At 65.5% G+C, this 24,708-nt stretch carries 20 protein-coding genes and 1 pseudogene; 9 read left to right on the plus strand and 12 right to left on the minus strand.

Features of this window, described 5'->3' with window-relative positions:
• From VLR48_RS02235 to VLR48_RS02255, 5 genes are all read left to right on the plus strand, one after another.
• A partial coding sequence (locus VLR48_RS02235; RefSeq protein WP_325290218.1) for an NADH-quinone oxidoreductase subunit K occupies positions 1 to 246 on the plus strand: 246 nt, incomplete at its 5' end.
• 4 nt (positions 247 to 250) lie between these two features.
• Positions 251 to 1,723 carry a complex I subunit 5 family protein gene (locus VLR48_RS02240; protein WP_325290219.1) on the plus strand — a complete coding sequence of 491 codons (1,473 nt, stop codon included), beginning with the start codon at positions 251 to 253 and terminating at the stop codon, positions 1,721 to 1,723.
• Positions 1,720 to 3,219 carry a complex I subunit 5 family protein gene (locus VLR48_RS02245; RefSeq protein WP_325290220.1) on the plus strand — a complete coding sequence of 500 codons (1,500 nt, stop codon included), beginning with the start codon at positions 1,720 to 1,722 and terminating at the stop codon, positions 3,217 to 3,219. The genes VLR48_RS02240 and VLR48_RS02245 overlap by 4 nt, the downstream gene beginning before the upstream one ends.
• Positions 3,216 to 4,979 (plus strand): proton-conducting transporter membrane subunit, encoded by a 1,764-nt coding sequence (locus tag VLR48_RS02250; RefSeq protein WP_325290221.1) that lies wholly within the window; start codon positions 3,216 to 3,218, stop codon positions 4,977 to 4,979. The genes VLR48_RS02245 and VLR48_RS02250 overlap by 4 nt, the downstream gene beginning before the upstream one ends.
• Positions 4,980 to 5,067: 88 nt before the next feature.
• Positions 5,068 to 5,526, plus strand: coding sequence for a PAS domain-containing protein (locus VLR48_RS02255; protein ID WP_325290235.1), 459 nt, complete (start codon positions 5,068 to 5,070; stop codon positions 5,524 to 5,526).
• A gap of 69 nt (positions 5,527 to 5,595) precedes the next feature.
• Here the strand turns inward: VLR48_RS02255 and VLR48_RS02260 are convergent, their stop codons facing one another.
• Both VLR48_RS02260 and VLR48_RS20175 read right to left on the minus strand, forming a co-directional pair.
• A complete protein-coding gene (locus VLR48_RS02260) occupies positions 5,596 to 6,372 on the minus strand; it encodes a Uma2 family endonuclease (RefSeq protein WP_325290222.1) in 777 nt (258 codons plus the stop codon).
• Positions 6,369 to 7,265: an HAD-IC family P-type ATPase gene (locus tag VLR48_RS20175; RefSeq protein ID WP_414718567.1), complete on the minus strand. Its 897-nt coding sequence runs from the start codon at positions 7,263 to 7,265 to the stop codon at positions 6,369 to 6,371. Before VLR48_RS20175 ends, VLR48_RS02260 begins: the two co-directional genes overlap by 4 nt.
• 116 nt (positions 7,266 to 7,381) lie before the next feature.
• On the opposite strand from VLR48_RS20175, the gene VLR48_RS02270 reads away from it, so the two are divergent.
• The 3 genes and pseudogenes from VLR48_RS02270 (at position 7,382) to VLR48_RS02280 (ending at position 11,498) form a co-directional block, all read left to right on the plus strand.
• Positions 7,382 to 9,529 carry a CheR family methyltransferase gene (locus VLR48_RS02270; RefSeq protein WP_325290223.1) on the plus strand — a complete coding sequence of 716 codons (2,148 nt, stop codon included), beginning with the start codon at positions 7,382 to 7,384 and terminating at the stop codon, positions 9,527 to 9,529.
• A 259-nt stretch (positions 9,530 to 9,788) separates the two neighbouring features.
• Positions 9,789 to 10,682 (plus strand): annotated as a pseudogene (locus VLR48_RS02275) (diguanylate cyclase domain-containing protein); the annotation flags it as partial.
• A gap of 27 nt (positions 10,683 to 10,709) precedes the next feature.
• Entirely contained in the window at positions 10,710 to 11,498 is a 789-nt protein-coding gene (locus VLR48_RS02280; protein ID WP_325290236.1) for an EAL domain-containing protein, read from the plus strand.
• A gap of 86 nt (positions 11,499 to 11,584) precedes the next feature.
• On the opposite strand, the gene VLR48_RS02285 is transcribed toward VLR48_RS02280, so the two are convergent.
• On the minus strand, positions 11,585 to 12,238 hold the full coding sequence (locus VLR48_RS02285; RefSeq protein ID WP_325290224.1) for a histidine phosphatase family protein: 654 nt from the start codon (positions 12,236 to 12,238) through the stop codon (positions 11,585 to 11,587).
• Between the two features lie 126 nt (positions 12,239 to 12,364).
• On the opposite strand from VLR48_RS02285, the gene phoU reads away from it, so the two are divergent.
• Entirely contained in the window at positions 12,365 to 13,030 is a 666-nt protein-coding gene (phoU, locus tag VLR48_RS02290) for a phosphate signaling complex protein PhoU (protein WP_325290225.1), read from the plus strand.
• A gap of 129 nt (positions 13,031 to 13,159) precedes the next feature.
• Here phoU and VLR48_RS02295 read toward each other — a convergent pair whose 3' ends face one another.
• The 9 genes from VLR48_RS02295 to pta form a co-directional block, all read right to left on the minus strand.
• Entirely contained in the window at positions 13,160 to 13,759 is a 600-nt protein-coding gene (locus VLR48_RS02295; protein WP_325290226.1) for an SPOR domain-containing protein, read from the minus strand.
• A gap of 1 nt (position 13,760) precedes the next feature.
• Positions 13,761 to 15,533, minus strand: coding sequence for an arginine--tRNA ligase (argS, locus tag VLR48_RS02300; RefSeq protein WP_325290227.1), 1,773 nt, complete (start codon positions 15,531 to 15,533; stop codon positions 13,761 to 13,763).
• Positions 15,534 to 15,863: 330 nt separating this feature from the next.
• Complete coding sequence (gene ureC / locus VLR48_RS02305) at positions 15,864 to 17,567, minus strand: urease subunit alpha (protein ID WP_325290228.1); 1,704 nt, start codon at positions 17,565 to 17,567, stop codon at positions 15,864 to 15,866.
• Entirely contained in the window at positions 17,564 to 17,884 is a 321-nt protein-coding gene (locus tag VLR48_RS02310) for an urease subunit beta (RefSeq protein ID WP_325290229.1), read from the minus strand. Before VLR48_RS02310 ends, ureC begins: the two co-directional genes overlap by 4 nt.
• Positions 17,885 to 18,101: 217 nt before the next feature.
• On the minus strand, positions 18,102 to 18,404 hold the full coding sequence (gene ureA / locus VLR48_RS02315) for an urease subunit gamma (RefSeq protein WP_325290230.1): 303 nt from the start codon (positions 18,402 to 18,404) through the stop codon (positions 18,102 to 18,104).
• Between the two features lie 244 nt (positions 18,405 to 18,648).
• Positions 18,649 to 19,497 carry an urease accessory protein UreD gene (locus tag VLR48_RS02320; protein ID WP_325290231.1) on the minus strand — a complete coding sequence of 283 codons (849 nt, stop codon included), beginning with the start codon at positions 19,495 to 19,497 and terminating at the stop codon, positions 18,649 to 18,651.
• A gap of 96 nt (positions 19,498 to 19,593) precedes the next feature.
• A complete protein-coding gene (locus VLR48_RS02325; RefSeq protein WP_325290232.1) occupies positions 19,594 to 21,519 on the minus strand; it encodes an OmpA family protein in 1,926 nt (641 codons plus the stop codon).
• A 252-nt stretch (positions 21,520 to 21,771) separates the two neighbouring features.
• Positions 21,772 to 22,992 (minus strand): acetate kinase, encoded by a 1,221-nt coding sequence (locus tag VLR48_RS02330; RefSeq protein ID WP_325290233.1) that lies wholly within the window; start codon positions 22,990 to 22,992, stop codon positions 21,772 to 21,774.
• 13 nt (positions 22,993 to 23,005) lie between these two features.
• Positions 23,006 to 24,708, minus strand: a 1,703-nt coding sequence (gene pta, locus VLR48_RS02335; protein WP_325290234.1) for a phosphate acetyltransferase, incomplete at its 5' end; no start/stop codon positions are given.

Below are 24,708 nucleotides of genomic sequence, written 5' to 3' on the forward strand. Positions count from 1 at the left end.
TTGATCGTGCATGCCCATCTGCTGCGTAAGATTCTGGCGTTCAACGTGATGGGCAGCGGCGTCTTCCTGGTCCTCGCCGGCCTGGCAGGTCGCACGCCGTCGGGGATCCCGGATCCGGTGCCACACGCGATGGTGATCACCGGGATCGTGGTGGCGGTCGCCGCCACGGCCTTGGCGCTCAGCCTAACGCTGCGTGTCGCGGGAGCAACCGGGAGCGCCCGCTTGCCCGACGAGGCCGAGCGCTGAGCCGATGGATACGGCTATCTTGGCCCAAAGTGGACTGACTGCGCCCATCCTGGTGCCGCTGATCGGCGCACTGCTCGCCTTCGTCATACGACGGTGGGCGACCTCGATCGGCCTGCTCAGTGTTCTCGCGCTCCTCGGAGCCGTGATCCTCCAGGTCCCGAGCCTCTTTGCCGATGGCCCGCAGCGCCTTGCGGTGGGCGGCTGGGGTGCGCCACTGGGCGTCGATCTCTATGCGGACGGGTTGAGCATCGCGATGCTGCTCATGACCGCCGTCGTCGGGCTCGGGATTAGCCTTTACGCCGCCGTCTATTTCCGGGGCACACCCGCCCGGGGGCAGGCCTTCTGGCCGCTCTGGCTGCTCCTGTTGACGGCGCTCAATGCGCTCTTCCTATCGGCCGACATCTTCAATCTCTATGTGACGCTGGAGATCCTGGGTCTCTCGGCGGTGGCGCTCACGGCGATTGCGGGCGGTGCGGATGCGCTGGTCGGGGCCATGCGCTATTTGCTGGTCAGCCTGCTCGGATCGCTCGCCTATCTGCTCGGTGTCGCACTGCTCTATCACGCCTACGGGACGGTCGATATCGCCCTGCTGGCCGAGCGGATCGCCGCGGAGCCGGCCGCGTGGGCCGCGATGGGCTTGATGAGCGCCGGCCTGATGCTCAAGACGGCGTTGTTCCCCCTGCACTTCTGGCTGCCGCCGGCGCATGCGAGCGCGGCGGCGCCGGTCAGCGCGGCGCTCTCCGCGCTCGTGATCAAGGGCTCCTTCTATCTGCTGCTGCGTCTTTGGGTCGAGCTGTTCGGCGAGATCGCCGGTGGGGTCACGACGCTGCTGGGTCTGCTGGGCGCAGCGGCCATCCTCTGGGGCTCGATTCAGGCCCTGGCACAAACGCGTCTGAAGCTCCTGATCGCCTATTCGACGGTGGCCCAGATCGGCTATCTGTTTCTGGCCTTTCCGCTGGCCGTCGGGAGCGGGATCATGGCCTGGAGCGGCGTGCTCTATCTTGCACTCTCCCATGCCTTGGCGAAGGCGGCGATGTTCCTGGTTGCAGGGAACCTGCTGCGCTTCGGCGGGCATGACCGGATCGCGGATCTGGATCGGGTCGTGCAGCGGCTGCCGCTGAGCATGGCGGCCTTCGCCCTGGCCGGGGTCAGCATCATGGGGCTGCCGCCGAGCGGCGGATTCATCGGCAAATGGTTGTTGCTGGAGTCGGCGCTGACGCAGGGTCGCTGGGGCTGGGCGATCGTCATCATCCTCGGCGGCGTTCTGGCGGCGACTTACGTCTTCAAGGTTGTCGGCTATGCCTTCACCGAGTCCGAGAACCCGCATCAGGCCCAGCCGGTACCGGCAACGATGGAGTGGGTCGCCTTCGCACTGGCCGCTGCGGCGGTGCTGATGGGATTGATCGTCTCCCAGCCGCTCGCCTTGTTAGAGATCGGCGACCCCTTTGGGATCCAGACGGAGGTCGTGGCGCCATGACGCTGGACGCCTGGGTTCCGCTCCTGGTCCTCTGCAGCTCGCTGGTGCCGGGTCTTCTGATATTCGGTCTGGACGAGTCGCGCGTGCGTTTGCGCACCACGCTCAACCTGGCGGGGGCCTTGACCAAGCTCGCGCTGGTGGGCGTCATGCTCTGGGGCGTCGCCCACGGGCACACCTACGAGGTCCGCCTCACCTTTCTGCCGGGCCTGGATTTAGGCTTGCGCGCCGGACCGCTGGCGCTGCTTTTCCTGGTTCTGTCGAGCCTGCTGTGGCTGGTCACGACCATCTATGCCATCGGCTATCTGGAGGGATCGCCGCATCGCAGCCGCTTTTTCGGGTTCTTCAGCCTCTGCGTGACCGCGACCGTCGGGGTTGCGATGGCCGCCGACATGCTGACATTCCTGCTCTTCTACGAGATGCTGACACTGGCCACGTATCCTCTGGTTGTCCACCGCGGCACCGAGGTCGCGCGTCGTGCCGGGCAGGTCTATCTGGCCTATACGATCGGCGGCGGCGCCCTGATGCTGTTGGGGATCGTGTGGCTCTACACCCTGACCGGCACGCTTGAGTTCACGCCGCGCGGGTTCGTCTCCGACCTGGATCCATCGCATCATCCGGCCCTGATCGTCATCTTCGTCTTTCTGATCGCCGGGCTCGGCGTGAAGGCGGCACTCATCCCCCTGCACGCCTGGCTCCCGATGGCGATGGTTGCCCCCGCACCGGTCTCGGCACTCCTGCACGCGGTCGCCGTCGTCAAGGCCGGCGCCTTCGGGATCGTGCGCGTCGTGTACGAAGTCTTCGGGGTCGAGTTCGCGGCCGTTCTGGGCGTCACCCTGCCGCTGGCGATCCTGGCCGCGGCAACCATCCTCTACGGATCGCTGCGGGCGATCTTTCAGGACGATCTCAAGCGGCGTCTTGCGTTCTCGACGGTCAGCCAGGTCTCCTACATCATCCTGGGTGTGGCCATTGCCAGCCCCATCGCCACGATCGGCGGACTGGTGCATCTGGTGCACCAGGGACTCATGAAGATCACGCTCTTCTTCTGCGCGGGGAATCTGGCCGAGACCCTGGGAATCCACAAAGTCAGCGAGATGAACGGCGTCGGCCGCCGCATGCCCTGGACCATGGTCGCCTTCACGATCGCCGCCTTCGGGATGATCGGCGCACCGCCGGTGGCCGGCTTCGTCACCAAGTGGTATCTGGGACTGGGCGCCTTGGATGCGGGCCAGCATTGGGTGCTGGTCGTCCTGGCGGCAAGCAGCCTACTCAATGCGGCCTATTTCCTACCGATACTCCATGCCGCCTGGTTCCGCGAGGCACCCGCAACCTGGCCCGAGGAGCGGGACTTCGGGCGTCGCCAGACCGCGCGCGCCCTCCTGTGGCCGCCCCTGGTGACCGCGCTGACCGCCTTACTGGCCGGGCTCTTCGCGGCGCTGCCCTTCAGTCCTCTGGAATGGGCGCGCTTTATCGCGGAGCAGGAGTTCACGCGACCGTGAGCGTGGAGGTCCTTGAGGCGGCGGCGCTGTTCGCACTGGTCTGGCCGTTCGTTGCGGCGTCCCTGTGGGCCGTCCGTGCGGCACGGCCATGGGTGATCGGGCTTCTGCCCTGGTCGGCGGCGCCCGCGCTGGCGGTTGCACTGCTTGTCCCTGACCTGACGCTGCCGCTGCCCGAGACGCTGCTGGGCAGCGGACTGGCGCTCGATGCCACCGGACGGGTCTTTCTGGCGACGACGGCGCTGCTCTGGTGGGTCGCGAGCGCGCTGATGGTCGGGCGACGACCCGGCGGTGGCGGCGAACGGCGTTCGGTCTTGCCGGCGCTGCTCGCGATGGGGGCCGGCTTCACGCTCGCCCTGGCGGACAACGGGCTCTTGTGGTTCGCCGCCGGGACGCTGGCGGGCTATGCGGTCTACGCGCTGATCCTGCAGGATGCGGCGCGACCGGCACGCGCGGCCGGCCGACGGCTGGTCATCCTGCTCGTGCTCAGTGATCTGCTGCTGTTCGAGCTGTTCCTGATCCTCGCCCATGCGGCCGGCGGGACCTCTTTCGCCGACCTGCGCGGGGCGGTTGCCGCGCTCGACAACCCAACATTTGTCCTGGCCCTGATGACGCTCGGATTCGGGGTAAAGGCCGCCGTGCTCGGCGTGCATCTGTGGCTGTTGCCCGCATTCGGGTCGACGACACTCGGGGTGCGTGTCGCGCTGATCACCTTTGTCGCCGCAGCCGGTCTGCTCGGCTGGCTGCGTCTTCTGCCCTTGGGTGAGATGACCTGGACGGCCGAGGGGGTGGCGCTCCACGGGTGGGCATTCGCGACGGCGGCCACGGCTCTGATGATGGGCTTTTTGTGGGCAGGGCAGCGCGCGCTTGCGGGCGGTATCCTGATGGCGCTGACGGGGCAATGGCTGTGGGCGCTCGCGGCCGCGCTGCAACGACCCGAGTCGGGCGTCGCCATCGCGGCCCTCTTGCCGATGCTTGCGCTGCAATCAAGTCTCGCGCTCGCCGCGCTGGTGCTGCTCGATGACGCCGGCCGGACCCGACACCGGGCGCTGCGCATGGCGATGGCCTGGCTCGCCGTCGTGCTGGTGGTGCTCGCACCCCTGCCGCTCTTTGTGGTCTGGATCGCTGCGGGGCCTCTTTTCGCCCTTGATCTGGTCGCCCTTGATCCGGTCGCCCTTGAACTGGCGTGGCCGTCGGTTGCGGTGGCGCTGCTGCTCGGTCGGTTTATCGCGGGGATGACGCCGCATGAGGGGGCCTCGAGTCGGTCTCGGTCAAGACATCCGCAAAGCCGAATGACGCTCGGTGCCGGCCTCCTTGTCGCCTCGGCCGTCGGGGCAGCGACAGGCCTGCTCGGATACCCGCCGACCGGCCTCTGGTCGCCGATTCAGGCCGACGCGCCCGACTGGTCCTACGGCTCGGCTGTCGCGGTCGCGGTTCTCGTCGGAGCCGTCTCGCTCGGTTGGCTCGCATCGCTGCGCGCGCGGCAGCGTCCCGCGCCCGGTTCGGTCGGCTGGTCGCCGACCCGAGTGCCCGCATTACATGAGCGACTGCGCGCCCTGCGCGGGCAGCTGCGCCATATCTTGCGGAGCCGACTGCCGGGTTGGCGCGACGCCATCCTGGACGCACTCGCGGCAGCCGCGTCGAGCGCGTCTGCCTGCGCGCTCGTTCGACGGGCCGAGGCAAGGCTGATGCGCTGGGAGTCCGCCTTGGCGATGCTGCTCCTGGCCGGTCTCGCCGTCGGGTGGTCCGCGTTTGGTGGTTGACGGGAAATGCGTTCTGACGGGTCCTGTTGCCGCTCGTTCGGAAAGGCTCTAACCTCTGGTGATTCGAATCAACACCAAAGAGCACGCCATGGATTTCGTCGCCGACAAAGATGCGGACCTGATCCCCTTCGTGTTATCGCAGATCCTCGATACCTCGATCAACGGCATTACACTCTCGGATCCGGATCAAGAGGACAACCCGATCGTTTACGCCAACGAGGCGTTCGAGCTGATCACGGGTTACAGCCGCGAGGAGATCGTCGGGCACAACTGCCGCATCCTCCAAGGTCAAGAACACGACCAAGAGGGGCTCGAGAAGGTTCGCGAAGCCATCCGCGAGCACAAGCGGACGACGGTCACGCTGCGTAACTATCGCAAGGACGGAACGCTGTTCTACAACCGCTTCTCCATTCGGCCGCTGTACGATCGCCAAGGCAAGCTGATCTATTTCCTGGGCGTCCAGTACGACGTGACCGAGCAGGTCTATGCTCGGGAAGAATTGGAACGACTCAAGGAGATGTTGCGCGTGGCCGACCGGGAGACCTGATCGGACCTCGGCCCCGGCGGCATCGGTTCTTCATCGTCACCGATCACCGAAAACCGGGCTCGAATGCCCTTACTCCGGCCCTGAGTCGGGGTCGATACCCAAGGCACGTAACCGCTCGGCCAATCGCTCGGCACGCGCCTGTTCCCGGTCCGCCCGCGCGTTGGCCTCCCGGGCACGCTCCGCTTCCCGCTCGGCCCTGGCAGCTTCCCGCGCTGCACGCGCGGACTGCTCGATGGCTCGCGCCTGCTCCGCATCGGCCCGTCGCGCCAACTCGATGGAGCTCAAAAACGGCCGTCCGGACGGATCGAACAACTCCAGCGTCTCGGGCGTGAGCGCAAAGCGCATGCCTAGGCGCGGACTGGTCCAGCCTCGGACATGGGATTGTGCGGCTAGGCGGGACGTGCCATCGTCGGTCCGACGCCGTATCCAGATCTCCAGGCGGTTCCGGTCGGGATCGTAGAGGTAATACTCTTCGACACCGTAGCGATCGTAGAAGGCCAGCTTGTCCGCCATCTCCTTGGCGCTGTTGGACGGCGACAGGATCTCGAACACGACCTGAGGGGCGATCCCGTCCTCCTCCCACTGCCGGTAAGAGCCGCGCCGCCCCTTCGGACGGCCGAAGGCGACCAGCACGTCCGGGGCGATCGGCCCGGTCTCGCGCCGATCCGGCACCGGATACCAGAGCAGATCGCCGGCGATGAAGACATCCGGGCGGTCAGCGAAGAGGATCTCCAGATTTTCCTTGATCTTGACGATCCACTCGTACTGCTCGGTGTTGTCCGCCATCGGCTGTCCGTCGCTCTCGGGATAGGGGTCGTCGGGGTCGATATGCAGCAAGGGGTTCATCGGCTTGCTCCGGTTGTGTCCAACGGGCTGATCTCGGCGGATTCTACTGCGTCGGTCAAAGGAGAGAGTACACGAAAAGAGCTCACCCGATTGTGCCTCGCTCTCGCTCGGCACAACCTCGACGACCAACAGGCTACATGCGTTCGATGCCAAAACGCCTCAGGATGCCCTTCTCGATCACCACCGCGAAGAAGGCGAAGACCGAGAGCCCCAGGAATCAGCCCCCAGGCTGCGAGATCCAAGCCACCGGTATGGAAAACAGCCTGCATGGGCGGGGCATAAGTGAAGAGGAGCTGCAGCCCGATCAGGACGAGACTGGCCCAGAAGGCGACCGGATCAAGACCCGCCTTGAGCGCCAAGGCCATGAGCGCGCCTTCGGTCGGATCGCCGACCAGGGTCCAAGCGCCCGTATCGTCGCGGCTCAGGTGGGCGTCGATGCACAGGAGCGCGCAGCGCGCCAGGCCCAGCAGGCCCTCGTCACGACGCGGATCGATCGATCTGCCGTCCTGCTCGAAGCCGCCGTCGGGGGCATAACCCGCACCGCTCACCTGGATGTCGCGATCCGGCAGCACCAAACGGACCGCCGTCATCTCGTTCTTGGTCAGGGTACCGGTCTTGTCCGAACAGATCACGGTGACCGACCCTAAGGTTTCCACCGCAGGCAGACGCCGCACGATCGCCCTCTCCCGGGCCATGATGCGGGTGCCGATCGCCAGGGTGATGGTCACGATGGCGGGAAGCCCCTCGGGGATGGCCGCGACCGCGAGGCCCACGACGGCAAGAAAAACATCCGCCGGGGGCATCGCCACGACCCGATGGCCGTAGGCATAGGTCAGTGCGCCGAGGGCGAGGATGAAGAGCGTGAATATCTCCGGGTACCAGCTCTTCGGCATCGATCTCGCGCCGGCTGCCGTCGCGCAGCACGGTGGCCCGACTCGCCAGCATGGCGCGCACCGCCTCGAGTGCCTGCTCGACCTTACCCTCTTGAACGAATCCGATGAGCGCGTTGATGATGACCAATCTGCTCGGCCGACACACCGAGATGCCGGTGGTGACGGTCGAGCACGACATGCGCATCGAGCCCGACCGGGTCCATCTGATCCCGCCGGCCAGCATGATGAGTGTCTCGGGCGACGCCCTGCGCCTGACACCGAAGAACCCCCGCGGACTCATGCTGCCGATCGACCTCTTCTTCACCTCCGTCGCCAAGGAGTTCGGCAAGCATGCCGTCGGCGTGGTGCTCTCCGGCACCGGATCGGACGGCACACGCGGCTCGGTCGCCATCAACGACGCCGGAGGCCTGCTGCTCGCCCAAGAGCCGGAGTCGGCCAAGTTCGACGGCATGCCGCGCAGTACGATCGCCACCGGCTTGGTCGATGCCATCCTTCCCCCGGACGCGCTGGGGCCGCGCATCGTCGAGCATATCCATCAGGTCCCTCGAGCCAAGGTCCAGCCCGACGGGCGTGCCTTGGGCATCGACAAGGACGACGCCTTCGAGGAGACGATGCACCTGCTGCAGCACCAGGGCGGCATCAACTTTCGGGAATACAAGCCAGCCACCGTGATGCGCCGGATCGAGCGACGCATGCAGGTCCGTCATACCCCGGATCTGGCCAACTATGTCCGGCTGCTCGACAACGATCGGGGCGAGCTGGCGGTCCTGCGCCGCGAGGTGCTGATCCCGGTCACCAGCTTCTTCCGCGACCCGGAGACCTTCGACATCCTGGCCGAGACGGTCGTGAAGACCATCGTTGCGGAACGGGGCGAAAACCAACCGATCCGGGCCAGGGTCGCGGGCGCCTCCACCGGCGAGGAGGCCTATAGCCTGGCGATCCTGTTCGCCGAGGCATTCGATCGCGCACGGCGCTGGCCTAACTTCAAGCTCTTCGCGACCGACGTGGAGCAACAAAACGTCGAGGTCGGGGGTGCCGGGGTCTTCTCCGAGGCGATCACGGCGGAGCTCTCTCCGGAACGGCTCGAGCGCTTCTTCTACAAGCGCGGCAACCACTTCGTCGTGAAGAACGAGATCCGCCAAAGCATCGTCTTCGCCAAACACAATCTGCTCGAAGACCCGCCCTTTACGCGGATGAATCTGGTCTCGTGCCGCAACCTCTTGATCTATTTCCGCACCCAGGCTCAGGAACGGGCGTTGCGTCGAATCCAGTACGCATTGGCCCCGGGCGGCTTCCTCTTCCTGGGTCCGAGCGAGACCTTGGCCGAGCTTCAGTCGGATTTCACCGCCGTGAGCTCCAAGCACAAGATCTACCGGATCCTGCCCCATGTGTCGCTGCCGCTGGATCTGGCGAACACCCCGCTGGTCACGCGCGCGACCGGCGTGCCCGGGCGGCGGCTCGGACGGCGCGGCCATCAGCTCGCCAGCGATGCCGCGGTCATCGATGCCGGACAATCCATGCTGCTGCGCGGCTATGCGCCGGCCAGCCTCCTGCTCAGCAATCGTTTCGAGCTGCTCCACGTCTTCGGCGAGCTCGGCGACTATCTGCGCATCGCCGAGGGCAATGCGACCCTGGATGTCGCCAAGCTGCTCGCGGCCCCGCTCGCCCCGGTCGCGCAAGCGCTGCTGCATAAGGCCTCGCGCAGCGCGGCGCCTTTGCGCTCAGATGTCCTGACCCTCGGGCTCGCGAACGGCGTCTCGCGCCGGTTGCGTCTGGTGGTGCGGCCGTTCGATGTCATTCAGGGCGAGTCGCATCTGCTGCTGTCGTTCGAGCCCGAGCCAGAGCCCGAGCAGGTTCCGCTGCCGCATGTGAAGCGCATGCAGGCGGTGCTGGACTCGCTGCCGGAGCATGTCGCCGTGCTCGATCCGAACGGCGTCATCACGCTGGTGAATCGAGCCTGGCGCGAGCTCGCCTCCGCCAACGGCGACCCCGACCTGAAGGTCTCGGGCGTCGGATCCAACTATCTTTCCGCGTGCGATGGTGGCTCGGGCACCGACAACCCCGGGGGACGGACCGCACTGGAGGGCATCCGCGCGGTCCTCGACGGGCGGCGCCAAGCGTTTGCGATGGAGTATCCCTGTCACTCTCCGCATGGGCGACGCTGGTTCTCCATGCACGTCGCGCCGATTCGATACCCCGCCGGCGGCGTCATCGTCAGCCACATCAATGTCAGTCAGTGGTCCGAAGCCGGCAGCGAAGGCTAACGGCATGACGACGGCAACCGATCAGCCGGGAACGGACCCCGGCAACCCGTTCGAGATTACCGACGAGGAGCTGCGCACGCGCGCGCTTCTCGCGCTGCGGCAGGGGCGCTTCGATCTCGCCGAAAAGCTCCTCCTCGGCAAGGATGTCGACCAAGCCGCCTTGGTCGAAAGCCTGCGTATCTATCAGGCCGAGCTCGAGATCCAGAACGAGGAGCTTCAGCGCAGCCATCATCGGACCCAGACCGCCCTGAATCGATTCATGGCCTTCTTCGACAGCCTGCCCGTGGCCGAGCTGGTCGTCGACGGCCAAGGGCTCGTGAAGGAGGCCAACGAGGAAGCGCGGCGCCTCTTCGATCTGCGCGATACGGTCTACCACCAATATTTCTTCATCCGGCTGATCGAAGCATCCGACCGGGGTTCGGCCGTTCACGCGCTCGCGCATCTACGCCCGGAGGAGCCGATCGATCTCCACGAGCTGAAATTCCGCGACAACACCGACGAGGTCTTCATCGGCGATCTGCACATGGCCGCGCTGCCGACCGACGAGGACGAAGGGCGTCGCGTCCTCTGTGCCGTCGTCGACCGCACCGAGGCCGTCCTGCAACGGGAGGCATTGCGCGAGAGTCGCGAGCGTTATCGCGTCATCGCCGAGTTGAAGCGTTCGCGCGAGCAGCTGCACTTTCTCGCCCAGCACGACGCCCTTACGGGACTCCCGAACCGGAGTCTGTTCCGCCAGCGTTTGGAGGAGGCGATCCCCCGCACGATCCGCCGCGGCGGTGAAACGGCACTCCTCTTCCTGGACCTGGACCGATTCAAGATCGTCAACGACACGCTCGGGCACCCGGTCGGCGACCTCCTGCTCAAATAGGTCGCGGGGCGTTTGACGCAAGGCGTGCGTGCGTGCGACACCGTTGCGCGCCTGGGGGGCGACGAGTTCGTCGTCATCTCCGAGGACGTTCAAGAGCCCAACGATGCGGCGATCCTGGCAAGACGCCTGCTCGATCTCTTCGCGGCACCCTTAGACGTCGAGGGCCGCGAGATCTTTCTCAGCCTGAGTATCGGCATCGGCATCTATCCGCTCGACGGAATCGATACCGACACCCTGATCCGACATGCCGACATCGCCATGTATCGCGCCAAGGCGGCCGGCCGCAACGGGTTCAGATTCTTCGACCCGGAGATGTCGGAAGGGGCCGCCGAGCGCCTGCGCTTGGAGCAGGAGTTGCGAAGCGCGCTCCCGCTCGACGAGCTGATGCTCGAATATCAACCCCAGGTCGGTTTGCCCGACGGCGGCCTGTGCGGCGTCGAGGTGCTGTGCCGTTGGAACCATCCGAGGCTGGGTCTCCCGGCGCCCGCCCACTTTCTCCCGATGGCGATCGACATCGGGCTGATCGATCAATTGGATCTTTGGGTTCTCGAGCACGCCTGCGCACAGCTGGTTGCCTGGGATCGAGGCGGATTTCGGGTGCCCCGGCTCGCGGTCAATCTCTCCGTGCATAGGATTCAGAGCGACGGCGTTTTGGAGCAGATCCAATCGATCCTCGCACGGACGGGTATCGATCCGCGGCTGGAGCTGGAGCTGATCGAGGCGTCGATCATGGAGCGCCCCGCGCGCACGATCGCCAATCTGGAGCAACTCAGCGCACTGGGCATCGGTCTGGCGGTGGACGACTTCGGCACCGGCTGCTCATCGCTGGCATGCATCAAACGCCTGGCGATTCGGCGCCTGAAGATCGACCGTTCCTTCATCGAGCGGCTGATGACCGGGAGCGACGATGAAGTCATCGTGCAAGCCGTCATCGGTCTGGCGCGCAGCCTCGGACTGGTCGTTCTCGCCGAGGGGGTTGAAACGATCGCGCAGGCCGAGTTGCTGATTCGCGAAGGCTGCGACGAGGCGCAGGGTTATTTCTTCGGCAAAGCGGTCGGACCGGCGGAACTCGCATCGCGCTATTGCTCGAGAAAGACTTAGGCCTACACCGCCGCAGGCGACCCGCCAAACCGCGCGCGTCGCATGAGCACGAACGCATCGATCCGTGCGCCGACATCGATCGGAGCCTATCCCCCGGACCCGCTCGATGCCTGCACCGCGTCACCGGCGTCGGATAGCGAGCACGCCGATTCCGCAGTCACCGCAAGCCAAAGCGACTCCCCGTTCTTGCGCTTCATATCCAGCACCAGGGTCCGCGGCAATCGCTTGACATGCCGGGTCATCACATCCATGACCCAACCGTGGGTCATGGCCAGGACGCGCTCGCCCGGATGCCATCGTGCAATCTCGTGCAGGGCCGCGACGACCCGATCGGCGAACTCATCCGGCGACTCCCCTTCCTCGAAGTGACAAGCAGGGTCTCTGCGGACGATGTCTGCATGCAGGCCGGGATGCAGTACGGACAGATCTTGTTTGGTCATCCCTTGAACACGACCGAAATTCCGTTCCTTGAGACCTTCCGAGCAGATCGGCGCGGGGAGCCCCAAGACCTCGGCGACGATCCGCGCGGTCTCCGACGCCCTGCTCAGCGGACTTGTCCAAACACATGAAAAGCCGGAGTCCTTGAAGCTTTCGGCCATCTCGAAGGCCTGTTTTCGGCCATTGTCGTTGAGCGGGACATCGATCCATCCCTGCAAAACCCCCATGATGTTCCAGTCGGTTTCACCGTGACGGGTCACGCAGATCGTCGTCGGGATGTGCACGGAAGTCGTGTCGGTCATGAGGGTCATATCGGGTGGCAAGCGGGATTCCAATCTAGGCGGGTCGGCGGCCTTATGTTATACCGAGCGCGCGCCGAAGCCGTCGCGCTTCCGACAGCATCAACACAAGAGACAGGGGACGATGGGATGAGCGAGAACATCAATCTGGTGCAGCGCCGCCGTGCGCAGCTTCAGAGCGCGGTCGGCGATCTGGGAAAACTGGTGATCGACGCCTTGAACCAATCCGTGACCTGCCTGAGCGGACAAGACCTCGAGCTGGCCGATCGCATCATCGCAGGGGACGCGCACATCAATCAGCAGCGGCGTGTGCTCGAGCAGGAATGCCTGGTGACGCTGGCGGCCTACAAGCCGGCCGGTGCGGACCTGCGGGCCATCGGCGCCTGTATGGAGCTCGTTTCGGAGCTCGAGCGCATCGGCGATTATGCCGCGGATGTCGCGCGTATCCTGCGAAGAGCCGGGGAGACGCGGTTCCCGAACGAATCCGTCGAGGCCATCATCGAGGTCGCCGCCGATGCGATCGCCATGCTCGGCGAGGCGCTGGACGCCTTCACCTGCGGAAGCGACGAGCAGAGCGCACGGGCGAGTGTCGCGCGCGAGGATCAGGTCGATCGCAACGAGCGAGCCGTCACCGAGCGGGTGCTGACGATGATGCGTGCCGATCCGAATTTCGCCGCGAACGGGACCTATCTGCTCTGGATCGTGCACAACTACGAGCGCGTCGCGGATCGGGCGACCAACGTCGCCGAGCGTGCCGTCTATGTTGCCTCGGGCGAGACGCTTGAGCTGGGCTAAACCGCGCCCAGCGCTGGGTGTGATGTTTTTGGATGGGGTCGGCCCCGGCAGCCTCGATGACCGTTGGAACCGGCGCGGTTTTGCTGGGCACGCGACGTCGCGAACGGCACCCGGTGCCGGCTGTCGGGCTCACTTGATCGGGATCGTCATCGCATCCTTGCCGTTGCGTTTGAGCAGACCGCGCACCTTGTCGAGAGCGGCCTGATCGGCATAGGGTCCGGTGCGGACACGATGATAGGTCTCCCCGCTCGGGATGGTCGCCACCTCGACGCGACTGGAGATGCCGAGGAGCGCAAGCTCCGCCTTCAGTCGCTCGGCATCGCTCGCGCGTCTGAAGGATCCGACCTGAACCAGGAAGCCCTTGCCGGTCGTCGAGGTCGGCACGGCCGGGGCCGTAACCGCCGCGGGCTGCACCGTCTCGACTGTGGGCCGCGGCTCGGGGCGCGGGGCGGCCGGCGGAGGCGGCGGAGGCGGTGCGATATCGACCTCGGTATCGCGCAGTAGGTTGGGAAACTCGAAGCTCGGAGGCGCGGCCGCCGGCCGTTCGACCTTGGCCGGCAAGGCCGCGGGCGGTGTCTGCATGGCGTCCGGGTTCTGGGTCCAATAGAGACCGACCCCGAAGGCGCCCAGCATGCCGCCGAGCAGGAACGACCACAGACACGAATGACCCTGTTTGCCGCGCCGCGACGTCGCCCGCGCGAGGCTGGCCCGCCGATAATCAGTGCTCATCTCACATGGCCTCCGGGGCGGAGACGCCGAGCAGACCCAGCCCGTTGCGCAGCACCTCGCGCACCGCCAGGATCAGCTTGATCCGCGCGTCGCGCAGGGCCGCGTCCGCGACCAGGAACTGGTGGGCGTTGTAGTAGGTGTGCAGCTCGTTCGCCAGCTCGCGCAGATAATGGGTCAGCAGATGCGGTTCGGCCTTGAGCGCCGCTGCCTCCACCACCTCCGGGTAGCGCGCCAGGGTGCGTTGCAGCGCCAGCTCATGCGACTCGGTCAGTCGCTCCAGATTCTCGACACCCGGACTCGGCTCCACCGGCATCCCCTTTTCCGCGGCCTGCCGCAGCACGCTGCACACCCGGGCGTGGGCGTATTGGACGTAGTAGACCGGATTGTCCGATGACTCGGACTTGGCCAGATCCAGGTCGAAATCCAGATGCTGCTCGCAGCGGCGCATGACGTAGAAGAAGCGCGCGGCATCGCGCCCGACCTCCTTGCGTAACTGGCGCAGGGTCACGAACTCGCCCGAGCGGGTCGACATCTGCGCCTTCTCGCCCCCGCGATAGAGGATCGCAAACTGCACCAGAAGCACCTCGAGCCGCTCGACGTCGTCGCCCATCGCTTGGAGCGCCGCCTTCACGCGCGGCACATAGCCGTGGTGATCCGCGCCCCAGATGTCGATGACGCGATCGAAGCCGCGCTCGAGCTTGTCCATGTGATACGCGATGTCGGAGGCGAAATAGGTGCTCTGACCGTTTTCGCGCACGACCACCCGATCCTTCTCGTCGCCAAAGGCACTGGAACGGAACCAGAGTGCGCCGTTTTGCTCGTAGACATGACCGGCTTCCCGCAGGCGCTCGATCGCCCGGGCGACGGCGCCGCTCTCGGCGAGCGTGCGCTCGGAATACCACTCCTGATACTCGACGCCGAACTGAGCCAGGTCCTCGCGGATGTCGTCGAGGATGGTGTTCAGCCCCAGCTCGAAGACGTAGCGGTAGCGGTTGTCGCCGAGCAGTTGTTTCGCGGCGGCGATGACCCCGTCGATATGCGCCTCTTTGTCGCCGCCGTCCTGTCCGTCGGGCAGCGCATCGGGCGGCAGGCCGGCAAAGACCGTGGCGGCATCCACCCGATAGGCGTCGCCGTGCTCGCGATGCAGAGTCGCGGCGATGTCCCAGACGTAGTCGCCCTTGTAGCCGTTGCTCGGAAAGGTCAGCTCCTCGCCGCACAGCTCGAGATATCTCAGCCAGACGGAGCTGGCGAGGATGTCCATCTGTCGCCCGGCGTCGTTGACGTAATACTCGCGGTGCACGTCGAACCCCACCGCCGCAAGCAGATCGGCGACGACCGCGCCGTAGGCGGCCCCGCGCCCATGCCCCACATGCAGCGGCCCGGTCGGATTGGCCGAGACGAACTCCACCTGCACGCGCTGCCCGGCGCCGATTCGACTGAGTCCGAAGGCTGGGCCTGCACTCAGGATCTCGGGGATCAGCCGCCGATAGGCGTCCTCGGCGAGAAAGAAATTGATGAAGCCGGGCCCGGCGACCTCCACACGCGCGACCAGCGGGGAGGCAGGCAGGGCATCCACCAAGCGTTGCGCGATCTCGCGCGGCTTGGCGCCGAGACGCTTGGCGAGCACCAACGCGACGTTGGTCGCGAAATCGCCGTGAGACGTGTCCTTGGTGCGATCCACTTGTGGAGCGGGCAGAGCGTCGGCGTCGGCCGTCGGGGCCTCGACGAGGCTCGCGAGGGCCGTGCGGATCAGATCGGTGATGGCCTGTTTCATAGGGACTTCATTAGGATATCGGTCGGATCTGCAGGCGAAAAGCCGGCAAGGCAGGTGGCGTACCATGAGGGAACGCGTCGTCGGGACGATAGAATAACCGAATCCGACCCTCGAAGGGATCGACCGGGCGGGTCTTGGTCCTAAACCGCGTCCAGAGCGAGATGAGCACTTTCCAGTGAACTCGACGTTTGGCGCATCCACGGCCCTTCGTGGGGACGCGGTTTAAAATAATATATTTTTTAATATCTTAAACTGCGCCTACTCCAGCGGTCGTCAAGTCTGCCGGGGCCGATCCCATCCAAAAACGTCGCATACCGCCCCGGGCGCGGTTTAAAACAAAAAATACCGCTGAGCAAGCGGCAGCACCGCGGCGGGCTCGCAGGTGAGCAATTGGCCGTCGGCCCGCACCTGATAGGTCTGCGGATCCACCTCGATGGTCGGCTGAAAGTCGTTGTGAATCATGTTGGACTTGCGCACCAGACGGCTGTCGCGGGTGACCCCGATCAGACGTTTGAGATCCAGCCGCTGCGGCTCGCCCGCCTCCAAGGCCCATTGCGAGAGGAAGGTCATGCAGGTCGCGCCCAATGCGCCGCCGAATGCACCGAACATCGGCCGATAATGGACCGGCTGAGGCGTGGGGATGGATGCGTTGGGATCACCCATCGCGGCCGCCGCGATCATGCCACCCTTGATGATGAGGCTGGGTTTGGCCCCGAAGAAGGCGGGCCGCCAGAGCACTAGATCCGCGAGCTTGCCGACCTCCACCGAGCCGACCTCGTGCGCGATGCCGTGGGTGATCGCCGGGTTGATGGTGTACTTGGCGATATAGCGTTTGGCGCGGAAGTTGTCGTGCTCGGCCGGATCACCCGGAAGCGCGCCGCGCTGGACCTTCATCTTGTGGGCGGTCTGCCAGGTGCGGCAGATGACCTCGCCGACGCGGCCCATCGCTTGGGAATCCGAGGAGATCATCGAGAAGGCGCCGAGATCATGCAGGATGTCCTCGGCCGCGATGGTCTCGCGACGGATGCGCGACTCGGCGAAGGCCACGTCTTCCGGAATCGATGGGGACAGGTGATGGCAGACCATCAGCATGTCCAGATGCTCGTCGACCGTATTGACCGTGTAGGGTCGGGTCGGATTGGTCGAGGACGGCAGGACATTCGGCAGGCCCGCGGCCTTGATGATGTCGGGTGCATGGCCGCCGCCCGCGCCCTCGGTGTGATAGGTGTGGATGCAGCGGTCCTTGAAGGCGCCGATCGTGTCCTCGACGAAACCGGATTCGTTGAGCGTGTCGGTGTGGATCGCGACCTGCACGTCCATCTTTTCGGCAACACCGAGACAGCAGTCGATCGCGGCCGGTGTGGTGCCCCAATCCTCGTGCAGCTTCAGCCCCATGGCCCCGGCACGCACCTGCTCCTCCAGGGCATTCGGCAGACTGCCGTTGCCCTTGCCGAGGAAACCGAGATTGACCGGGAGCCCCTCGGCGGCCTGGAGCATGCGCCGGATGTTCCAGGGGCCGGGCGTGCAGGTCGTGGCATTGGTGCCGGTCGCCGGCCCCGTACCGCCGCCCAGCATTGTCGTCACGCCGGACATCAGCGCCTCGTCGATCTGCTGAGGGCAGATGAAGTGGATATGCGCGTCGATGCCTCCGGCGGTGATGATCTGCCCCTCGCCGGCAATGACCTCGGTCCCTGGCCCGATCAGGATATCCACGCCTGCCTGGGTGTCCGGATTGCCGGCCTTGCCGATCCCGACAATACGCCCCTTCTTGATGCCGATATCGGCTTTGACGATGCCCCAATGATCCAGGATCAGCGCATTGGTGATGACCAGATCCACCACCTCGTCCGCCTGGCGCTGGCACTGGCCCATTCCGTCGCGGATCACCTTGCCGCCGCCGAACGTCACCTCGTCGCCGTAACAGGTGCGATCCTCCTCGACCTGGATGAAGAGCTCGGTGTCGCCCAGACGCACCCGGTCCCCGACCGTCGGGCCATACATGGAGGCGTAGGCCGCCCTGCTGATTCGGCTCATGGCTGATCTCCGTCGAGCGCGCCCATCACTTGGGCGTTGAAGCCGTAGACGACGCGGTCGCCGGCATAAGGAACGAAGGTCACGGTGCGGGATTGACCGGGCTCGAAGCGCACGGCCGTGCCGGCGGGGACGTCGAGCCGCCAGCCTCGGGTCTGCTCTCGGTCGAAAGCGAGTGCGGAGTTGGTCTCGTAGAAATGATAGTGCGAGCCGACCTGGATCGGACGATCGCCGGTGTTGGCAACCTTGAGGGTCAGCCGCGGCCGGCCGACGTTCAGCTCGATGTCGCCCGGAACCGTGATGATCTCACCTGGAATCATGGGCCTACTCCTACCTAAACCGCGCCGGGCGCGGTATGCGATGTTTTGGGATGGGATCGGCCCCGGCAGACTTGATGACCGTTGGAGTCGGCGCGGTTTAGGACATTAAAAATATCAAGTCCAAAAAACACATGAACCGCGTCAACTACGATGGTAGCGAGTCGCTTCAAGGTCGATCCCGAACGCGGACAAGCCATGTCCTACCGGACGCGGTTCATCAGCCGATCGGATCGTGGACCGTGACCAGCTTGGTCCCGTCCGGGAAGGTCGCCTCGACCTGGATGTCGTCGATCATCTCGGGGATGCCGTCCATCACGTCCTCGCGGGTCAAGAGGGTCCGCCCGTAGTCCATCAGCTCGGCCACGGTCCGGCCGTCGCGCGCACCCTCCAGGATCGCGCAACTGATGTAGGCGATCGACTCGGGATAGTTCAGCCGCACGCCCCTCGCCTTGCGGCGCTCGGCGAGCAGTCCGGCTGTAAAAAGCAGCAGCTTATCCTTCTCTCGGGGGCTAAGGTCCATGGTGGGCTCCTGATCGTCGCTGTCCGGATACGCAATGATAGCCCGACAGGGGAGTGAATCCGCGGATGACGCACACGGCGCGGTCATCGGCCGCCATCACGGCCCGCTCGGTCCAACGCGCATGGTCGCGGATTCAGCGCAACATAATCAATTTATTTTATTCCAAAGAACCTCGACCGTGACGCTGAATGCTCCATGCCAAGCCGAGCGCGACCCGAGCATCGCAGATCCGGCCGAAGGCGGTTCAGGTCGCCCAGATCCGAGGCATCGATGCGTTCAAACCCAACAGACCGGGGCGTAAATCGGACCAAAGATGCACGAACAGACGACTGACCGGCTCGACCTCGGGCGCGAGTGCCCGGATCACCAGGAGGTCATCGATCAGGGTCGCACCGACCGGATAAGCCGTGGCCTCACTCAGACGATGCCGCGCCGCTGCGAGCGTCTCGGCACGGGCTCCGGTCGCGACAAAGGTGGCACAGACCGGGAAACCGCGTAAGCCGGCGGACCCGTCCAGGCTCGGCGTGCCCGCAACGCGCAACCGATCGGTCAAGAGGGGCCGACCGTCGCGTGACAGGGTCATAGCGGTCTCGGCTCGCCCCTCGGCAAAGCGTTCGCCGATCGCGGGGCGTCCGAGACACTGGATCTCCCAACCGATAAAGCGGGCATCGCCCGAAAGCACGACCTGCGTTCTCAGACGACACGAGGCGCCGGGAAAGAAGATGTTTTCGTGCGGAAACCATTCGAGCACGCCCCCCGCAGCCACGACCAGACGTTGCGTCTGCAAACCGAGTGGTCCGGCACTGCGATAAAACTTCGTCGCCCCCGGTGCCGTGACCAAGGCATGTGCCCTGCTCGCCACCCGGACATCGAGCTGTAGGCGATCGCCTCCGACCACACCGCCGGGCGGATGCAGAAGGTAGAGATGGCAGGGCGCGCCCTCGGGATGGAAGGGGCGTTGGATCGTCAAGGGGCCGAGCTGATGCTTGCGGACGACTCGACTGCGCCCGTGCCGCAGGGCGATCTCGAGCTCCAAGCGGGCCTGCCAGCCTGCGTCGGCAGGTGGGTCCGGCGCAATCGCTTGCACGATCATGCGGTCTCGCTCGCCGAGCCGCGCGACACCGATCCGACCATGCGTTGCCGGCCGAGGGGCGACCAAGCCGGCACCTCCGCCCCCGAGCCAGCCGCATCAACCCTCGCTGACATAGACCTCGACACGGCGATTTTGGGCACGTCCCGCCGGCGTGTCGTTGTCGGCAATCGGGCGCTCCGGCCCGAGGCCCTCAGCCGTCAACCGCTCGGGCTCGACGCCGCGCTCGATCAGTGCCTGCTTAACCGCCTCGGCGCGTTGCTGCGACAAGGCGAGATTGGCAGCCGCATCACCGAGGCTGTCGGTATGCCCCTCGATACGAATGCCGAGGTCGGGATAGGCATCGAGCAGTGCGGCGATCCGATCCAGGCTCGGGAGATCGCCGGTGGTCAGGGTCGCCATCGCGGGTTGAAAACGCAGCTCCGTATCGGCCAGCTCGAGCAGCACACCGCGCTCCGTATAGGAACCGCCCAGCTCGGAGTAGCGCCGGTAACGGTCGCGGACCTCGCCCAACAGCCGATCGGCCTCCTGCTGCACGGACGTGCGCACCTGTTCGGCCTTGCTGCGTTCCTCGGCGATCGTCGCCTCCAGTGCCGCAATCCGGGCCGTGGCATCGTCCAACGCCTTCGAGCCGGTCTGCGCTGCGGACTCGCGGGCCTGCGTCAACGCGGTCTGCAGATCGGCCAGCTCGGACCTCGCGCTGTCGAGCGCCGCATTGAGCTCGACGGCCAACGCCTCCTTCTCTTCGGCCACCTTCGCCTTCTCGGCCTGCTCGCTGCGGAGCTGCTCGGCGAGCGCGGCGATCTGCTCCTCGCCATCCTTCATGCGACCTGTCAGTTCTTCCTTGGCCTGCGCCAGCGCGGCCTCGGCAGCTTCGCTCCGTGCCTTCAGCGCAGACAGGGCATCCGGAGCGACCGACTGCTCCAATTCCGCGGCGAGGGTCTCGATACGCGCCTGCGCGTCGGCCAACTGCGCAGCGGCGGTCGCCTTGGCGTCTTCCAGCGCCGCGGTCGCCTCGACCCTCGCCGTCTCGAGCTCGGCTTCGGTCTGGGCAAGCCGCGCTTGAAGCGCGCTCAAGGCTTCGGCCGACTCCGCCTGCTCGCCGGACTGCGCAAGCACCGCACGGGCTTCGGTCAACTCACCTTCCAACGCTGCGATCCGTTCAGCCTGCTCGCCGGACTGGGCAAGCGCCGCACGGGCCTCGGTCAACTCGCCTTCCAGTGCAGCAATCCGCTCGGCCTGCTGGTCGCGAAGGGTCGCAAACTCGGCCTGCAAGACCTCGAGCTCCGTCTGAGCCGATGCCGATGTCTCGGCCAGCTCGGTGCAGAACGCGGCCGTCTCGTCATCCAAGGCGACGTCGGAGGGGAGCAAGCCGGCCTTCTGGGCCGCACGCATCAACTCGCTGTCTTTCGGTGTGGCCTTCGCCAGTTTCACCCGCTCGTTGAGGTGGCGCTCAAGCTCCTCGATCTGCGCGCGATGCTCCATCGTCGAGTCGGCGATCACCTGTTGGAGCCCGGTCAATTCGGTCTGGAGACCCTCGACCTTGGCGACGGCCATCTCGTACTGGCCTTGAAGGGCCTTGAAGGCGGCGATCCCTCGGTCGCGCTCTTCGATCACCGCAGCGGTCTTGTCCTGCTCGGCGGCAAGCGCACTCGCGTCGGTCAGGCGCAGCACCTTGATGTCCTCTTCGAGCTTCGCGTTGCTCTGCTCGAGGGCGGCGATCCGCTCCGTCAGACCCTGCTTCTCATCCGAATGCAGGTCGGACAGCTGCTGTTTCTCACCGGAGTGCCGCTCGCTCAGCTCCGCGATCCGTTCCTCGAGCTGCGTGACCTCTTTGCGGATGTCGCCGATGCGGGCATCGCGCTCCTTGATTTGCGCTGCCGCCTCGGCGATCTGCGCGTCCTTTCCTGCGAGCTGTTCCGAAAGATGAGCCGAATACCAATCGTAGAGCAGATAGACGCCGATCAGCGCCGCCAGCAGAACCCAGACAAGCGGACGCACCAACGAGGAATTGGAATCGGGCATCGTCATCTCCTAAGGCGGTCGTTGTTATTAGGTATTCAAGCCTGGGTGATTATCCGGGAAAGGCGACCAGGCCGCCAGCCGCCAGCCGCCAGCCGATGGTCCTGAAAACAGCGGGTCTCACGCCAAAGACCTTGGCGCAATCGATCGTCCGCTCGGGATGACGGCGCGACTCCAGCAATCCGAGGTTGACTCGGGTGCGCGGGGAAGCGTGCCGCAGACGGACGTTCGACCTGCGGCGGCGAGCCTCCGGGCTCATCCGTCGCTCGGCGCCTCCGAGGCGGCAGCCAGCGATTGCTGCGCGATCTCCAGCTCCTCGTTGGTGGGAATCACCAGCACCTGCACGGCACTCTCGGGCGTGCTGATGCAGCGCTCGCCGCGCTCTTCGAGGGCGTAGTTGGCGATGTCGTCTATCTTGATCCCGAGGTTCTCCAGACCCTCGCAGGCGCGACAGCGGATCTCGGCGGCGTTCTCGCCGATACCGCCGGTGAAGACGACGGCATCGACGCGACCGAGCTCGGCGTAATAGGCGCCGATATATTTCTTGATGCGATGGGCCGTGATGCCGATCGCCAGCTCCGCGCCGTCGTTGCCTTCCTCGGCCAAGCGGTCGATCTCGCGCATATCGTTCACGCCGCAGATCCCCAAAAGACCGCTTTGGCGATTCAGGAGATCCTCGATGGCATCGGTATCCAGGCCGAGGTTTTTGGCGAGATAAAAATGAATGGCCGGATCAATGTCGCCACAGCGCGTGCCCATCACCAGACCTTCCAGCGGGGTAAGCCCCATGGAGGTGTCCACGCTCTTGCCATCGCGGATCGCCGTCGCGCTGGATCCGTTGCCCAGATGCAGCGTGATCAGGTTGCAGCTCTCCAAAGGCCGGCCGAGGATCGCGGCGGCGCGTTTGGCGACATAGTAGTGCGATGTGCCGTGAAAGCCGTAGCGGCGGATCCTGTGCTCCCGATACAGCCACTCCGGAATCGCGTAGCGATACGAGGTCCGCGGCATCGTCTGGTGAAACGAGGTATCGAAGACGGCGACCGAGGGCACCGTCGGGAAGAGCCGGCGGGCCACCTCGATGCCGGCGAGATGGGCCGGATTGTGCAGCGGCGCCAAGGGGATCACGGCCCGAATGCCGTCGGCGACGGCATCGTCGACGATGGTCGGACGCTTGAAATGCTCCCCGCCGTGGACGACGCGGTGACCGATCGCGGCCAGCTCCGAGACATTGCCCAAGACCCGAGTCTCGTGCAGCGCCTTGACGATGCGATCGATACCCTCTTGGTGGGTCGGGATCGGCACCCGGGCGCGGCCCGATTGCCGAATCCCGGACGCATCCAGCCACTCCTCCTTGATCTCGCCCTCCGGCTCGCCGATGCGCGACACCGAGCCCGAGGCGAGGGCAACCCAATCCTCGCTGCGGAAGAGCTGATATTTGATCGACGAGCTGCCTGAATTGAGGACGAGTACCTTCACCTGAGTCTCCTGATCAGTCCCGAGCGATAACGACAGCATCGGCTTCGGCTTGCGCCGAGGCGAGTGCGTGATCGTTTTGTGCCTGAATCGCGGTAATCGTTACCGTATTGACGATATCGGTCACGGTGCAGCCGCGACTCAGATCGTTGACGGGCTTGTTTAGACCCTGCAGCACTGGGCCGATCGCCACGGCATTGGCGCTGCGCTGGACCGCCTTGTAGGTGTTGTTGCCGGTATTGAGATCCGGAAAGACGAAGACGGTCGCGCGACCGGCGACCTCGCTCTCGGGCATCTTCGAGCGCGCGACCCCGAGGTCGACCGCCGCGTCGTACTGGATCGGCCCTTCCAGCTTGAGGTCGGGACGGCGCTCGCGCGCGATCCGAACCGCCTCGCGCACGCGCTCCACGTCCGCGCCCTTGCCCGAGCTCCCGCTGGAATAGGAGAGCATGGCCACACGCGGCTCGATCCCGAAGGCAGCGGCGGTCCCGGCCGAGGTAATGGCGATATCGGCCAGATCCTCCGACGTCGGGTTCGGGTTGACGGCGCAGTCGCCATAGACCAGCACCTGATCGGCGAGACACATGAAGAAGACGCTTGAAACAAGCTTCACGCCCGGCTTGGTCTTGATGATCTCGAACGCCGGTCGAATGGTGTGCTGGGTGGTATGCACGGCACCCGAGACCATGCCGTCGGCGTCGCCCGTGTAGACCATCATGGTGCCGAAATAGCTCACGTCCTCCAAGGCGTCGTGCGCCATCTGCTCGGAGATGCACTTGTGCTTGCGCAGCTCGAAATAGGTTTGCGCGTAGCGCTCCCGATCCGGGGCGGTGATCGGGTCGATGATCGGGATCCCATCCAGCTTGAGCCCCAACTCGCCGATGCGACGGCAGATCTTCTCGGGGTCGCCGAGCAGCGTGAGATCCACCACCTGGCGCAGCGTAAGGATCTCCGCCGCCCGCAGGATCCGCTCGTCGGTGCCCTCGGGAAGCACGATGCGCTGACGGCGCGCCTTGGCGCGACGCACCAGCTCGTACTCGAACATCAACGGCGTAGTGCGGTCGGAGTGTCGCACCGCGATCCGAGCGCGCAGCTCTTCGACGTCCACATGGCCTTCGAAGACGCCGAGGCCGGCCGCGATCTTGCGCTCGTCGCCGGGGAGGATGGTCGCCTCGATGCGGTTGACGTTCATGGCGGTGGTGAAGGTATCGGTGGGCACCCGCAGGATCGAGACCTTGGTGCGGCGCAACCCCTCGAGTAGACGCTGGACATTCTCCGCCGGCTGCAGCCCGCCGGTCAGGAGCAGTCCGGCCACCCGAGGAAAGGACGAGGAGACATCCGCCGCGAGGCTTGCGAGGATGATGTCGGAGCGGTCGCCGGCGGTGATGATGAGACAGCCGTCATCGATGTAGCTGAGGAAATCCGGGACCTCCATCGCCGCGATCTTGTAGTTGGAGACGACCTGGTTCATCGCGTCGCCGTCGCCGCAGAGACACTCGCAGTCCAGGGCCTGGCGGATCTCGCCGACGGTCGGCATCCCGAGTGCGGCCTGTCGCGGCAGCACATAGACGTTCTCGCGCTCCGGCAAGAGCTTGCGGGCACGGGCCTTGACCGTTTCCACATGCTCGGGGTCGACACCGTTGATGACGCTCGCGAGAAAGTCTCCACCGCGATTGCGCATCGACTCGTGCGCCATGTAAAGCGCCTCAAGCGCCTCTT

The sequence above is a fragment of the Thiocapsa sp. genome, assembly GCF_035467215.1.
In the GTDB taxonomy this organism is placed as follows: Bacteria; Pseudomonadota; Gammaproteobacteria; order Chromatiales; family Chromatiaceae; genus Thiocapsa.

Bases quoted from the DNA above. Each gene is read 5' to 3' on its own strand.
- VLR48_RS02325 (WP_325290232.1), bottom strand. From the start codon at position 21,519: ATGCCCGATTCCAATTCCTCGTTGGTGCGTCCGCTTGTCTGGGTTCTG.
- VLR48_RS02280 (WP_325290236.1), top strand. From the start codon at position 10,710: ATGTCGGAAGGGGCCGCCGAGCGCCTGCGCTTGGAGCAGGAGTTGCGA.
- VLR48_RS02320 (WP_325290231.1), bottom strand. From the start codon at position 19,497: ATGATCGTGCAAGCGATTGCGCCGGACCCACCTGCCGACGCAGGCTGG.
- VLR48_RS02270 (WP_325290223.1), top strand. From the start codon at position 7,382: ATGATGACCAATCTGCTCGGCCGACACACCGAGATGCCGGTGGTGACG.
- ureA (WP_325290230.1), bottom strand. From the start codon at position 18,404: ATGGACCTTAGCCCCCGAGAGAAGGATAAGCTGCTGCTTTTTACAGCC.
- VLR48_RS20175 (WP_414718567.1), bottom strand. From the start codon at position 7,265: ATGCCGAAGAGCTGGTACCCGGAGATATTCACGCTCTTCATCCTCGCC.
- VLR48_RS02295 (WP_325290226.1), bottom strand. From the start codon at position 13,759: ATGAGCACTGATTATCGGCGGGCCAGCCTCGCGCGGGCGACGTCGCGG.
- VLR48_RS02285 (WP_325290224.1), bottom strand. From the start codon at position 12,238: ATGACCGACACGACTTCCGTGCACATCCCGACGACGATCTGCGTGACC.
- phoU (WP_325290225.1), top strand. From the start codon at position 12,365: ATGAGCGAGAACATCAATCTGGTGCAGCGCCGCCGTGCGCAGCTTCAG.
- VLR48_RS02260 (WP_325290222.1), bottom strand. From the start codon at position 6,372: ATGAACCCCTTGCTGCATATCGACCCCGACGACCCCTATCCCGAGAGC.
- VLR48_RS02245 (WP_325290220.1), top strand. From the start codon at position 1,720: ATGACGCTGGACGCCTGGGTTCCGCTCCTGGTCCTCTGCAGCTCGCTG.
- VLR48_RS02310 (WP_325290229.1), bottom strand. From the start codon at position 17,884: ATGATTCCAGGTGAGATCATCACGGTTCCGGGCGACATCGAGCTGAAC.
- VLR48_RS02255 (WP_325290235.1), top strand. From the start codon at position 5,068: ATGGATTTCGTCGCCGACAAAGATGCGGACCTGATCCCCTTCGTGTTA.
- argS (WP_325290227.1), bottom strand. From the start codon at position 15,533: ATGAAACAGGCCATCACCGATCTGATCCGCACGGCCCTCGCGAGCCTC.
- ureC (WP_325290228.1), bottom strand. From the start codon at position 17,567: ATGAGCCGAATCAGCAGGGCGGCCTACGCCTCCATGTATGGCCCGACG.
- VLR48_RS02240 (WP_325290219.1), top strand. From the start codon at position 251: ATGGATACGGCTATCTTGGCCCAAAGTGGACTGACTGCGCCCATCCTG.